Here is a 13,610-nt window from a genome sequence, read left to right as displayed (position 1 = left end):
TGCGCGCATGACTGACGCTCTTGCCATTACCCGCCTTCCGCGTGCGTTTGATCCGTCTCTGGGCGATGAAACCCGCGCTTTGATACCTGATCTGTCGCAGGAGTTGGGAGAGCTGGTGGCGGGAACAGCCGGGTCCAGCCCATATCTGAAAGGCCTGATCGAGCGTGAAAGGGAATGGCTGCCTGATGCCTTATTGCGCCCGGATCAGGCGCTGTCTGAAGTCATGGCGGATGCGCGTGAGCTGCCGCCGGATCAGCTGAAATCCGGCTTGCGGCAGGCCAAGCGGCGTGTGGCGCTGTTGACCGCGCTTGCTGACATTGCAGGTGCCTGGCCGCTTGAGAAAGTCACCGCGGCGCTGACCGATTTCGGTGCACTGGCCGCGGATACTGCGGCCAAGGCCGAGATTGCGACGTTGATCCGGCGCAACAAACTGCCGGGTATGACCGAGGACGATATCGAAACTGCCGCCGGGATGGTCATTCTGGCCATGGGCAAGATGGGCGCGCATGAGCTGAACTACAGCTCGGATATCGATTTGATTGTGCTATTTGATGAGACGCGGTTCGACCCCGATGACTTCTACGAGGCCCGGCAGGGCATGGTGCGGGCAACGCGGAACTTCTGCGCGACGCTCAGCGACAAGACTGCCGATGGCTATGTTTTCCGTACAGATCTGAGGCTGAGGCCGGATCCCGCCGTAACACCGGTCTGCATGGCGATGGAGGCCGCTGAACGGTACTACGAAAGCCTCGGCCGCACGTGGGAGCGCGCGGCATATATCAAGGCCCGTCCCTGTGCCGGAGACTTGGCTGCGGGGCAGCGGTTTCTGGACACATTGCGCCCCTTTGTCTGGCGTCGCCATCTGGATTTTGCCGCCATTCAGGACGCGCATGATATGCGGCTTCGGATTCGCGAAAACAAAGGTACGGGCGGGGCCTTGTCGATCCCCGGCCACGACATGAAGCTGGGGCAGGGCGGTATTCGCGAGATCGAGTTCTTCACTCAGACCCGTCAGCTGATCGCAGGTGGTCGCGATCCGGATTTACGGGTGCGCGGAACGGTTCCGGGGTTGGCGGCGTTGGCGTCAAAAGGCTGGGTGCCGCAGGATGTCGCGGATAAATTGACCGATCATTACCGGGCACATCGCGAAGTCGAACACCGCATTCAGATGGTTCATGATGCACAGACGCATAAGGTTCCGAAATCACCGGAAGGCATCGAACGTATCGCCTGTCTGATGGGGATCGGCGGCGATGAACTGAAACAGGACCTGAAAAACCGCCTGACCGAAGTGCACGAACTGACTGAAGGATTTTTTGCGCCTGGCCCCGGTCCTGCACCTGTGGCGGCACAGGATGTGGAGTTTGACCAGAGTGTTCTGGCCCGGTGGACGACCTATCCGGCCTTAAGGTCACAGCGCGGGTCGCGGATATTCGAAAGGTTGCGGCCCGAGTTGCTGTCGCGTCTTGCCAAGACCGCCAAACCGGATGAGGCGTTGATGGCGCTGGATGGGTTTCTGTCTGGCCTTCCCGCCGGGGTTCAGCTGTTTTCCTTGTTCGAGGCCAATCCGCAACTGATCGACCTGCTGGTCGATATCGTTGGCACATCTCATGCTCTGGCTTCGCATCTGTCGCGCAATGCCTCGGTTTTCGACGCGGTGATCGGCGGCAGTTTCTTTGCCGATTGGCCGGGGCAGAAGGCATTGCAAATCGAACTGGCCCGTGCGCTGGCGGAAGAGCCTGACTATGAAACCCGGCTCGACCTTGCACGGCGCTGGTGCAAGGAATGGCATTTCCGGGTCGGCGTCCACCACTTGCGGGGTCTGATCGACGGGACACAGGCAGGTCGGCAGTATGCAGAACTTGCACAATCGGTGATTGCCGCCATCCTGCCATATGTTGCCGAGAATTTCGCCCGCAAACACGGGCCCGCCCCGGGGCGCGGAGCGGCGGTGTTGGGCATGGGATCGTTGGGCGCAGGACGGATCAATTCGCAATCCGATCTGGACATGATTGTGATCTATGACCCGCAGGATCAGGACATGTCCGATGGTCCGCGTCCTCTGGCCACGCGCACCTATTATGCGCGGTTCACGCAGGCGCTGATCACGGCACTTTCGGCACCGATGTCACAGGGGCGGCTGTATGAGGTCGACATGCGCCTGCGCCCGTCCGGCAATCAGGGGCCGGTTGCCACCAGTTGGGCCAGCTTTACCAATTATCAGCAGAATGAGGCCTGGGTGTGGGAACATCTGGCCCTGACCCGTGCTCATGTCGTTGCGGGTGATGCCGGTTTGGCAAATGATATCGAAGCGTTTCGCGTCGGGTTTCTGTCGCGACCACGCGAGCGGGACAAGGTTTTGCGCGAAGTCGCCGAGATGCGAACGCGTCTGGCCGCAGCCAAGGCACCCGCCGGGATCTGGGATGCCAAAAACGGGCCCGGCCGCCTGATGGATATCGAACTGATGGCCGAAACCGGTGCCTTGCTGGCAGGGACTACGGCACGCGACGTGTCCTCGGGCCTCGATGGTGCCGTCGCTGCCGGGTTGCTGGATGTCGCGCAGGCGCAATCCCTGAAAGACTGCTACAGCCTATGCTGGTCGGTGCAATGTGCGGCCCGGCTTCTTTCGGGCAAGGTCATCGAGGCGGAACAGATCGGTGAAGGAGGTGTGGATTTCCTGTGCCGCGCCACCGGGTTTGAAGAGGTCGATGCACTGCAACGGGCATTGCAGAAGAGTTACACAACCGCGGCCGACCTGATCGGCAGCGTGATCCAAGAGGGCGAAGATGGCACGCAGCACTGATCCCAATGACCACAAAGGTCTGATCCAGGAAGCCTATCGCATCGAAGGCATCACCTTGCCGGAATGCCGCAGCATATTTCTCGACTGGGCGCTCAGCCTGCCCGAAGAGCGTGACCAGAACTCGGCGCTGACCGAATTGCACGCGGCATACGCGCCGCACAGCCCGGATCATCCCATGACTCAGGTTCTGTCCGAGGGCCTTCAGGCGGCCCAAACCCCGAAACGACGCGGTGGCTGGCGCTCGCGAAACCGCTAGGGCTTTTCCATCGGCACATTCGCGACTAAGAGGGCGCCATGACCCAATCCGCCGACCGCCCCCGTATCCGCCTGAAACCCAAAGCCAACGCGCGCGGCCTGCGCCATGGCTTCCCTTGGGTCTATGCAAATGACATCGTCACCGACCGCCGCACGCGCAAGATCCCCGCAGGCGCTCTGGCGATTCTCGAGGATGACACCCGTGCAGCGCTTGCGCTGGTGGCCGTCAATCCTGACTCAAAAATCATGTGCAGGGTGCTGGATCGTGATACCACCGCGCAGTTGGACAATACTTGGTTCGAAACCCGCCTCAGCCGCGCCGTTGCACTGCGTGAAACTCTGTTTGATGCGCCTTTCTATCGTCTGGTCCATGCCGAGGCCGATGGCTTTCCCGGTGTGATCATCGACAGGTTTGGCGATAGCTGTGTCATCCAGCCCAACGCGGCTTGGGCCGAGATGCATCTGGATACGCTCACCGACGCGCTGATCAAGGTCGCAGGCGTGACGACGGTGCTGAAAAACGCCTCGGGCCGTACGCGCGGGCTGGAAGGGCTGGACGATGAGAACCAGACTTTGCACGGCACCGCACCCGACGCACCCCTGCCTGTGCCGATGAATGGTGCCACGTATATGGCCGACCTGACCGGAGGTCAGAAAACCGGCCTGTTTTACGATCAACGCCCCAACCATGCCTTTGCCGCACGGCTGGTACATCCCGGAGCGCAGGTGCTGGACGTGTTCAGCCATGTCGGCGGCTTTGGTCTGGCAATGCTGGCCGCAGGTGCCGGACAAGCCCTGTCCGTCGATGGGTCTACGGCCGCGCTGGAACTGGCCACCAAAGGCGCTGCGGCTTCGGGCCTTGCCGACAGGTTCCAGACACGGCAGGGCGACGCGTTCGATGTTCTGACCCAATTGAGGGACGAGGGTGCGGCGTTTGACGTGGTCATCTGTGATCCACCTGCCTTTGCCCCCTCAAAACAAGCGCTGGACGCGGGGTTGCGCGCTTATGAGCGTATCGCACGGCTTGCCGCACCTCTGGTCAAACCCGGCGGCTATCTGGGGCTGTGCTCGTGTTCTCATGCCGCCGATCTGGGACGGTTCCGCGACGCCTCCTCCCGCGGGATCGGCCGGGCGGGTCGACAGGCGCAACTGATCCACACCGGATTTGCCGGGCCGGATCACCCGCAACTGCCGCAACTGGCGGAAAGCGGCTACCTCAAAGCGGTGTTCTATCGCCTATGAAGGCTGTTCTCGACACTTGCGTCCTCTATCCCACGGTCATGCGCGAGATGCTGTTGGGTGCCGCGCGATTGGGGTATTTCACTCCGCTCTGGTCCGCCCGCATCCTCGAAGAATGGGCCCGCGCCGCCCGTAAGTTGGGCCCGACGGGTGAGGCGCAGGCGCGCTCCGAGATCGTGTTGGTGCAAGCGGCCTGGCCGGATGCTGAACGTCCAGCGAACGAGGGTCTTCAAAACCGTCTGTGGCTGCCGGACGCCGCAGATGTCCACGTGCTGGCCACAGCAATCGCTGCTTCCGCTGATCTGATTGTCACGGTTAATGCCAAAGATTTCCCCAGAAATATCCTGACTGATGAAGGGCTTGACCGGCAAGATCCCGACAGCCTGCTGTACGGATTCTGGCAATCCAATCCAGAAGGCATGAGCACACTTGCCACTCAGGTCCTTGCCGAAGCCAATCGCCTCTCAGCCGAAAAGTGGACCCTTCGCGCGCTCATGAAAAAAGCCCGGCTTCCGCGATTGGGCAAGGCACTCGCCACCTGAGTGGGATCCAGCTTCATCTGGCCCTAAATATCCCGGAGAGCGCGAGAGGCTGGCCTCTCGCAGCACAGGCTTCACTGCTGTGCCCAACGTTGTTCAAGCTTTTCCAGCGCCGCAACACGTTCATCTGTCTTGGGATGGCTCATCAGCCATGCCGGGACCACCCCGGCGCGTTGCTGTGTCAACTCTTCCAGCTTGTGAAACAGTGATTTCTGCGGACCGATTCCGATACCGGCTTTTGTCAGCAAGGCGGCCGCATATTCATCCGCTTCATACTCATCCCCCCGCGACAGGCGCGAGGCGATCAGTGCGGTCAACGCGTTGGCAATCATCGCTCCGACAAAAGGGATGAACCGGTTCAGGACCATGATCAGCGCCGTGCGCATCGCATTCTGCCCCGAAAAATCGATCATCCGCCGCCGCGCGTGACCCAGTGCCACATGGCCCAACTCATGCGCGATTACACTGGCCATTTCCTCAGCCGAAACCTCGCCGTTGCGGAACTTGCGGTAAAATCCCCGTGTGATGAATATCCGCCCGTCCGGCGCGGCCAGCCCGTTCACCGGGTCGATCTCGTAGATATAAACCGGAACCCGCTCGATCTCGAGCGCGGCAGCCAGCCGGTCGGTCATGCGCTTGAGGGCCGGGTCAACAAGTTCGGTCGACTTTGCGTCCAGTTCCCGATGGGTGCGCCAGACGGAAATCCGGTACATCACAATTCCATAGGCAATGGCCAGCAGGATAGGGGTCAGACGCAGCATGGGCTAGATATGGGTTTTCAACACCCCAAGAGCAAATGGAAAATAGAAGCTTCTCACGATCCAGCCGCATTTCGAAGTGAGGCTGCAGAGCGCGACCGTGTTCATGGATCGCATTCAGGTTGCGGAAGCGTACGACCAATTTCATAGCAACGTTCCAAAAGCGCCTGTCGCCGCGGGGCTGATCCGGTCGCACCATGCAACAGCTCGAGTTTCCGTGGTGAAAACCCGAAATACCCGAACGTGCCTTTGGTCCAGAGTGTCTCAAGCGCGTCGGTGTATCCTTTGGCTTCCATTTCGTCAGAACGCGCACCGGCTGGCACCAACAGTAACCCTGTTCGGGACCTCTGGAGGGACTTTTCCGGATCGTCCAACTGATCGTAAGCCCAGCCCCACATCCATACGCGGTCGACCCAGCCTTTCATCATCGAAGGCATTCCCCACCAGAACAGCGGAAAGGCCAGGCAGATTGCATCGGCGCGCGCAATCCGCGTTTGTTCCGCAAGTATGTCTTGCGGTGCGCCCGTGCCTGCTTCGCCTTCTATATCCGCCATTGACCAGCGTGGATCGAACCCTTCTGCATGCAAATCCGCAACCTCGGTGGTATGGCCAGCCGCCTTTGCGCCTTCGCAGAGTTTCGCGACAGCGGCGGCCGTAAAGGAGTTCGGCTTTGGGTGATCCAGGATTGTCAGCAGATGCACAGTCAACTCCTCAGGTTTTCAAACGGCAACCGGGATACTGTGAAAGCTCAACCCTGCTTGAGGTCAAGGTTAAATCAGCAGGAATACCTGAAGGTGTGTTTCACCGCGTCAGCTCGCGCATTCCCTGTTCCAGACCAGCCAACGTCATGGGCACCATGCGATCTTCAAAGATGTCGCGGATCATGCCGATGGAATGAGTATATTCCCAGTATTTCTCGGGCACCGGGTTGATCCACAGGTTTGACGCCCACTGTTCGCGCGCGCGTTGCAGCCAGACCTGACCGGCTTCCTGGTTCCAATGTTCATTGGCACCGCCGGGATAGGCGATCTCATAGGGGCTCATCGAGGCGTCGCCGACAAAGATGCACTTGTAGTCGGATCCATAGGTGCGCAGCACTTCGTGGGTCGGGGTCTGTTGGTTCCAGCGGCGGCGGTTGTCGCGCCAGACCCCTTCATACAGGCAATTGTGAAAGTAGTAATATTCCAGATGCTTGAACTCGGTTCTTGCAGCGGAAAACAGCTCTTCAACCACCTTGATATGCGGGTCCATCGAGCCGCCGACGTCCAGAAACAGCAACACTTTGACGGCGTTGTGACGCTCGGGCCGGGTTTTGACATCCAGATAGCCATGCTCGGCCGTGGCACGGATGGTGCCGTCCAGATCCAGCTCTTCGGCTGCTCCCTCCCGCGCCCAGCGGCGCAGGCGTTTCAGGGCGACCTTGATGTTGCGGGTGCCCAGTTCAACCGTGTCGTCGAGGTTCCTGAATTCCCGCTTGTCCCAGACCTTGACGGCACGCTGGTGACGGCTTTCTTTCTGACCAATACGGACGCCTTCGGGGTTATACCCATATGCCCCGAACGGAGAGGTTCCTGCGGTACCAATCCATTTGTTACCGCCCTGATGACGGCCTTGTTGTTCCTTGAGTCGTTCGCGCAGTGTTTCCATCAGCTTGTCGAAACCGCCGAGCGCTTCGATCTCTGCCTTCTCCTCGTCCGACAGGTGTTTCTCGGCCATCTTGGCGAGCCAATCGGCTGGGATATCGACAGCTTCCAACACCTGATCGAAACTGATCTCGCCCAAGCCCTCAAAGCTGGCGGCAAAGGCGCGGTCGAACTTGTCGATATTGCGCTCGTCCTTCACCATCGACACGCGGGCAAGGTAGTAGAACGCTTCGACATCATAGGTGACCAGACCCTTTTTCATGCCTTCCAGAAAAGTCAGATACTCCCGGAGCGATACCGGTATGCCAGCTTTGCGGAGGTTTTCGAAAAAGGGCAGGAACATCGCGTCACGCCACCATGCGAAGCAGAACCAGCGAGATCACCAGCCCCACAAGCGCAAAAGCGATCCCATATCCGGCGGCATACTGCGCCATGTCGGCGCCGTTTCCATTGCGTTTTTTTGCGGTCAAAGCACCCAGGATTGCACCCAGTATCGCCATTCCCATTACTAGCAACATATGTGTTTCATCCGTCTTTCGTGCTGTCAGCGGGGCGTCGGCCACTGTTTTGAGCCAGAGATTGAGCCACCAAATCCGAACCGAACCCGTATCGCGCCCATCCAAGGCTGTCCAGCCTAACGGCACGTGCCTGCTGCAATTGACCGGCCTGTTTCAAGGCCTCGGACTTCAGCAGCAGCAAGGTGGCCAGAAGCGAAGCGTTTTCCGCCCGGGTCATCACGTCGATGGCCTGATCCAGTTCGGGCAGAACCTCGGGCCCGCGATCCTGCGCAAGCGCAAAGGCTGCGGTCTGGGTTGAGACATAAGCCTGATGAACCTCGGTTCCGGGCGTCGCGCGAAGAAATTGTTGCGCGATCTTGAACTGCCGCTGGGCTTCTGCCGGATTACGAAACTGCTCCATCCGGCCCATCAGGTAGTGGGGATAGGCGCGGCGGTGATCCGTCCATCCCAGTTGCTGCCCGATGCGGGCTGCCTTTTGCGCGGCGCGCATCTGTCGGGGGGAACCCGGCCCCGGTCCAAGTGATTTCTGGATCGCGTTGATCCACTCTCGGGGGGTATTTGTGGGGGGTTGCGCAGCTAGTCGGTCGCCGCGTGGATTCAGACGGCTGAGAATTCCGGGGATGACGGCAGCGACCTGATCGCGGGTCATGCCGGTGTGCAGTTCGGGCGCATAAGCCGCGCGCAGGATCAGCATGTCGAACCCGGTCAAGACCGTATGAATATTGTCGTCGTTGAACACCGAATCCGGCAGATGATAGAGGTCGTTCAGAGGACCAAGGGCCTGTGCCAGTTCTTCGTGCAGGCAATCGCGCATTTCCTGCGGGCTGACATCGTAGGGGATAAAAATCCCCAATCTTTCGCGCTGGCGCAGCTCAACCCAACTGCTTTTGGTTTTGCGGCGGTCGCGCTGATACTCAGCCAGGCTGGACGCGTTTGGCACCACGAAACAGGCCGCGTTTGGCAGAATTTGCAGAATGTCCTTCTGGCTGACCGCTTCGATCGTGATATTGGCCTGACCGTCGTTGACTTGTCGAATGTTTATACCCGCCTCGCGCTTCAGGCGGTTCAGCAGGCGGGTCAAATCCTGCTGCATACTTTGTGTCGGCGATCCGGTCAGGCGAACGGTGATCGGCGTTTCGAACCGGGTGAACACGGGCAGGGCGGCCCCGCTCTCCAGTTCGAAATGCAGGGACAGGAAATCCGACGCGATGTTTTTGTTGGACCGTGCCGGTGGCGAAGGGCGGGGTGCCGCAAAAGACTTGGCCGGCGGCAACGCCACTTCGACATATGGGACATCGTTCCCGAGTTCGATTGTCTCGACAGACGTGCAGCCAGCGATAACCAGCGCCAGAAAAAGGGCGCCCATACGCATCATGGGCGGGCGTACTTGATGAACGGTGTCAGGGTGCCGATGCGATCATAAAGGTGGCGCGCCGTTTGGTTGAACTCTTGCGTCAGCCAGTAAACGGATGGGGCGCCCTGGCGATCTGCCTCTTCATAAACCGCCTGAATCAAGGCGCGACCGACGCCCGTTCCTCGGGTTTCAGGTCGGGCGAACAGGTCTTGCAGATAACAGACCTTTTCCACTTTCCAGGCGTGGCGATGAAACAGGTAATGCGTCAGTCCGACCAAAACACCATCCTGTTCCGCGACAAAACAGGAAAAATCCTGCGGGTCGTCGCCCACCAATCTGGAAAAGGTCGTTTCATACACGTTTTCAGGCAGGGTGGTTTCATAAAACGCCAGATAATCCCGCCACATTTCGGCCCACTGATCTTTGTCCTCGGCCCGCAGGGTCCGGATTGTCAGAGCGTTCGCCAAGTGATGACCCCAATACTGCTGCTTTGCAACGCGGTTGCGTCAGGTATCTCGATGCTGACACCCGAGATACCCAATGGCAAGCCGTGATCACAGATTGTTCACACGCAGGCTAGCGTTTGCCACGTGCCATGAATGCAAGACGTTCGAACAGATGCACATCCTGTTCATTTTTCAACAAAGCGCCATGCAGCTTCGGCAGCGCGCTGGCCCCGTCACGCCTGAGGTCTTCCGCCGTCAGGTCTTCGGCCAGCAACAGCTTCAGCCAGTCCAGAACCTCTGAGGTCGAGGGTTTTTTCTTGAGCCCTTGCGTCTCGCGGATTTCATAGAATTGCGTCAGTGCGGCAGTCAGAAGTGCGTCCTTGATGCCGGGGTGATGCACATCAACGATCCGGCGCATCGTTGCCTCGTCCGGAAAGCGGATATAGTGGAAGAAACAGCGGCGCAGGAAGGCGTCGGGCAGCTCTTTTTCGTTGTTCGAGGTTATGATGACGATGGGGCGGTGCTTGGCCCTGACCGTCTCGCCCGTTTCGTAGACGTGGAACTCCATTTTATCGAGCTCCTGCAACAGGTCATTGGGGAACTCGATATCCGCCTTGTCGATTTCGTCGATCAGCAGAACAACCTTTTCGTCGGCGTCAAAGGCCTGCCACAACTTGCCCTTGCGGATATAGTTCGACACGTCATGGACACGCTCTTCGCCCAATTGGCTGTCACGCAGGCGGCTGACGGCATCATATTCATAAAGACCCTGCTGCGCGCGGGTGGTGGATTTCACATTCCACTCGATCATTCTCAGCCCCAGCGCACCGGCCACTTGCCTTGCCAATTCGGTCTTGCCGGTACCGGGCTCGCCCTTCACCAGCAGGGGGCGTTCCAGCGTGACAGCGGCGTTCACGGCAATAGTCAGATCGTCGGTGGCGACATATTCGGCTGTACCTTGGAAACGTGCGGTCATGGGCCTCTCGTGCGTATATTGTGTTGGACGGGCAGGTTGTGGTTTCCGGGTTACAGAGCGGCAAGGTTTTTTACAACCCGCGTCCCTGCGTCGCCCGGCGGGAATTGTGCTGCAACTCCAAGCCCTTTTGCTTGATTCCGATATAGACCAATCCCGGGCGCCGTGCCTCACGCCCTAAAAAAGCCTGTCAAATTTCATAGAAATACAAGGTTTTGTTGATGTTTGTCTCATAGTTAGACAAATCCGCGGGGGTGCACTGTTGCGCAACGTTTGTGTAGTGACATTCCACCGTCCGTCGGCTAAACGCTGCGCAGAAGGGAGAGCCAAATGTCAGCTGAAACAGCCTCGAACGACGTTACTGGCCAAACCGAGGGAGCAAATATGAAGCAGGAAGTTTTTCTGCCGGAAGATTACCGTCCGGCCGAAGATGAGCCTTTCATGAATGATCGTCAGCTTGAGTATTTTCGCCGCAAGCTGCTGGATTGGAAGACAGAGTTACTGGCTGGTAGCCGCGACACCATCGAAGGGCTACAAGACAACACCCGTAACATTCCGGACGTCGCGGACCGCGCCAGCGAAGAAACAGACCGTGCGCTGGAGCTGCGGACCCGTGATCGTCAGCGAAAGCTGGTCGCAAAGATCGACTCAGCCCTGCGCCGGATTGATGATGGCGAATACGGGTATTGCGAAATGACGGGCGATCCGATCTCGCTGAAACGTCTGGACGCACGACCGATTGCAACCATGACACTTGAAGCGCAAGAGCGCCACGAGCGTCGCGAAAAGGTCCACCGCGACGATTAATCGCCGGGTATGTGTAAGAAATCCAAACGCCGGGGCCTGTGGCCCCGGCGTTTTTGCGTTATGCGGGTGTCATGAAGATAGACGGATTGAAATTCTGTGTAATCGGCGGTGGAATCGGCGGCCTGGCCTCGGCACTGGCGCTGCAACACCGTGGGGCGCATGTCACGCTTCTGGAGCAAGCCCCGGCCCTGACCGAAGTCGGTGCTGGTTTGCAGATCAGCGAGAACGGGATGCGCGTTCTTCATGCACTTGGCGTCACAGGTCTTTCTGTCGGGCAGAAATCCCATGGAACTGTCTTGCGCGATTACCGAAATGGGCGCGTGGTCAGTCGGCTGCCAGGCCCCGCAGCTGGTCCGACCTACTACTACCACCGTGCCGACCTTCTGAACCTTCTTCATGATGCGGCCTGTGACGCAGGTGTGGATCTCCGGTTAGGTGCCAATGTTTCGCATGTGCAAAAGCACCCCAACGAGGCAGAGGTGGTCTTGGCGTCAGGCGAGCGAATTCGCGCTGAATGCGCCATTGCGGCCGATGGCGGCCGCAGTATGCTCCGCCCGGCTTTGAACGGGGCAGAGGTGCCGGAGTTCACGCATCAGGTGGCCTGGCGCGCCACCATACCCTGGCAGCCCGGTCATGATCCGGTTTCCGCATCCCTGACGATGGGGCCGGGGCGGCATGTGGTGACCTATCCGTTGCGCGACGAAAGCGTGATGAACATTGTCGCGGTCGAAGAGCGTTCGGACTGGCGGGAAGAAGGATGGCGTCAGACGGGCGACCCTGAAGAGCTGCGCAAGCGATTTGCAGATTTCGGTGGCCCCGTGCGCGACATTCTATCGAAAGTCACGGATGTGCACCTGTGGGCATTGTTTCTTCGGCCTGTCGCGCAAAACTGGCAGAATGGCCGATTGGTTCTGCTAGGGGACGCGGCCCATCCAACATTGCCATTCATGGCACAGGGTGCATGTCTGGCGCTTGAAGACGCCTGGGTGCTGGCGCGCGCGTTTGACGAACGATCGGGTATCACCAGCGCGCTGGCAACCTATGAAACGACCCGCAAACCAAGGGCGCAGCGCGTTGTCGCGGCGGCCGGATCAAATGCGCGGAACTTTCATCTGCGCGGTCCAGCCCGATTGGCTGCGCAATGTGTGCTGAGGGTCGTTGGTGCCCGGTTGTCCCAACGCTATGAGTGGATCTACAGTCACGACGTCACGGCTGCTTAGGGCCTCAAAGATCCAGGTCAATCCAGACGGGAACGTGATCGGATGGCTTTTCGTGCCCCCGAACAGCCGCATCAATCTGGCAATCCCGCATGAGGTCGGCCGCTTGTGGCGTCAACAGGAAATGATCAATCCGAATTCCGTCATTCCGGTTCCACGCGCCAGCCTGATAATCCCAGAAAGAATAGTGGTCGGGACCCTGCGTTGTCGCGCGGAAGGCCTCGGTAAAGCCAAGGTTCAGGATTTTTCGAAAGGCGGCCCGGCTTTCCGGGCGGAACAACGCGTCTTCCCGCCAGGCATCGGGGCGTTTGGCATCCTCGGCCTGGGGGATGATGTTATAATCACCCGCCATTAGCGCCAGCTCTTCTGATTCCATCAGACCCTTTGCGCGCTCATAAAGCCGTTCCATCCAGGCCAGCTTGTAATCGTATTTCGGTCCGGGTGCCGGATTCCCGTTGGGCAGATACAGCCCACAGAGGCGCAAGGCCTTTTTGCCCACGACGGTCGCCTCGATCCAGCGTGCCTGTTCATCATTGTCATCACCGGGAAGGCCGCGTGATACATCCTCCAGCGGAAGCCTCGACAGGATCGCGACGCCGTTGAAGCTTTTTTGACCGTGTGTTTCCACGTTGTACCCGCGATCTTCAAACATCTCGCGGGGGAAGTTTTCGTCGACGGATTTGATTTCCTGAAGAAGAACAACGTCGGGTTGGGCATCGTCCAGCCAGCGGGGCAGCGCCTCGGTTCGCGCCTTGATGCCATTGATGTTGTACGTGGCGATTTTCATGCGCGATCCTCCGAAACTTTGTGGCAACCTATCGCTCAGAACGGGCCCAGCGGCAAGTCGGAGATCGGATTAGCGAGGCTCTGCCTTGCGCTCCGGGATATTTTTAGCCAGATGAAGAAACGGATCCTTAACCATTTTTTCGATACTTGAAGGGGCGGTACAGGCGGGGACGCCGATGACCGCGCCAGGTGAAGCTCTCTGGTCGTTTTGGTCAGAGAGCGGATCCCTGCTTCATCTGGCTGAAAATATCCTGGGGGTGTGGGGGCAAAGC

Annotated in this window: 14 protein-coding genes; 6 read left to right on the top strand and 8 right to left on the bottom strand. The window is 59.1% G+C overall.

The genetic code is table 11. The features are described 5' to 3' along the window. The first annotated feature begins 7 nt into the window (after positions 1-7). From ACR0LL_RS06100 to ACR0LL_RS06085, 4 genes are read left to right on the top strand one after another with little or no spacing between them, the layout of a single operon-like run. Positions 8-2,803, top strand: a complete 2,796-nt coding sequence (locus tag ACR0LL_RS06100) for a [protein-PII] uridylyltransferase family protein (RefSeq protein ID WP_480584759.1) — start codon at positions 8-10, stop codon at positions 2,801-2,803. Beyond that, entirely contained in the window at positions 2,787-3,059 is a 273-nt protein-coding gene (locus ACR0LL_RS06095; protein WP_267363859.1) for a hypothetical protein, read from the top strand. The genes ACR0LL_RS06100 and ACR0LL_RS06095 overlap by 17 nt, the downstream gene beginning before the upstream one ends. A gap of 38 nt (positions 3,060-3,097) precedes the next feature. Beyond that, a complete protein-coding gene (locus ACR0LL_RS06090) occupies positions 3,098-4,300 on the top strand; it encodes an RSP_2647 family RNA methyltransferase (RefSeq protein ID WP_480584756.1) in 1,203 nt (400 codons plus the stop codon). After that, positions 4,297-4,839, top strand: a complete 543-nt coding sequence (locus tag ACR0LL_RS06085; protein WP_480584752.1) for an RSP_2648 family PIN domain-containing protein — start codon at positions 4,297-4,299, stop codon at positions 4,837-4,839. Before ACR0LL_RS06090 ends, ACR0LL_RS06085 begins: the two co-directional genes overlap by 4 nt. A gap of 71 nt (positions 4,840-4,910) precedes the next feature. Here the strand turns inward: ACR0LL_RS06085 and ACR0LL_RS06080 are convergent, their stop codons facing one another. From ACR0LL_RS06080 to ACR0LL_RS06050, 7 genes are all read right to left on the bottom strand, one after another. Beyond that, entirely contained in the window at positions 4,911-5,597 is a 687-nt protein-coding gene (locus tag ACR0LL_RS06080) for a M48 family metallopeptidase (protein ID WP_480480500.1), read from the bottom strand. Between the two features lie 101 nt (positions 5,598-5,698). Continuing rightward, entirely contained in the window at positions 5,699-6,295 is a 597-nt protein-coding gene (locus ACR0LL_RS06075) for an NAD(P)H-dependent oxidoreductase (protein WP_480584749.1), read from the bottom strand. A 100-nt stretch (positions 6,296-6,395) separates the two neighbouring features. Then, positions 6,396-7,580, bottom strand: coding sequence for a vWA domain-containing protein (locus ACR0LL_RS06070; RefSeq protein WP_480584746.1), 1,185 nt, complete (start codon positions 7,578-7,580; stop codon positions 6,396-6,398). 4 nt (positions 7,581-7,584) lie between these two features. Beyond that, positions 7,585-7,755, bottom strand: coding sequence for a hypothetical protein (locus ACR0LL_RS06065; protein ID WP_480584743.1), 171 nt, complete (start codon positions 7,753-7,755; stop codon positions 7,585-7,587). A gap of 7 nt (positions 7,756-7,762) precedes the next feature. Further along, a complete protein-coding gene (locus ACR0LL_RS06060) occupies positions 7,763-9,130 on the bottom strand; it encodes a DUF2927 domain-containing protein (RefSeq protein ID WP_480584740.1) in 1,368 nt (455 codons plus the stop codon). Continuing rightward, on the bottom strand, positions 9,127-9,576 hold the full coding sequence (locus ACR0LL_RS06055; protein WP_480584738.1) for an N-acetyltransferase family protein: 450 nt from the start codon (positions 9,574-9,576) through the stop codon (positions 9,127-9,129). The genes ACR0LL_RS06060 and ACR0LL_RS06055 overlap by 4 nt, the downstream gene beginning before the upstream one ends. Positions 9,577-9,685: 109 nt before the next feature. Continuing rightward, a complete protein-coding gene (locus tag ACR0LL_RS06050; protein WP_480504831.1) occupies positions 9,686-10,531 on the bottom strand; it encodes an AAA family ATPase in 846 nt (281 codons plus the stop codon). 381 nt (positions 10,532-10,912) lie between these two features. Here ACR0LL_RS06050 and dksA point away from each other — a divergent pair, with 381 nt between their 5' ends. Then, entirely contained in the window at positions 10,913-11,335 is a 423-nt protein-coding gene (gene dksA / locus ACR0LL_RS06045) for an RNA polymerase-binding protein DksA (protein WP_209504868.1), read from the top strand. 71 nt (positions 11,336-11,406) lie between these two features. Next, positions 11,407-12,555, top strand: coding sequence for an FAD-dependent monooxygenase (locus ACR0LL_RS06040; RefSeq protein WP_480584735.1), 1,149 nt, complete (start codon positions 11,407-11,409; stop codon positions 12,553-12,555). A gap of 4 nt (positions 12,556-12,559) precedes the next feature. On the opposite strand, the gene xth is transcribed toward ACR0LL_RS06040, so the two are convergent. Continuing rightward, a complete protein-coding gene (gene xth / locus ACR0LL_RS06035; protein WP_480584732.1) occupies positions 12,560-13,339 on the bottom strand; it encodes an exodeoxyribonuclease III in 780 nt (259 codons plus the stop codon). Between the last annotated feature and the right edge of the window lie 271 nt (positions 13,340-13,610).

The sequence above is a fragment of the Ruegeria sp. AI2 genome, from assembly GCF_056541275.1.
Note: the sequence above shows the minus strand (reverse complement) of the source record. Positions and strands in the feature narration are given on the sequence as shown.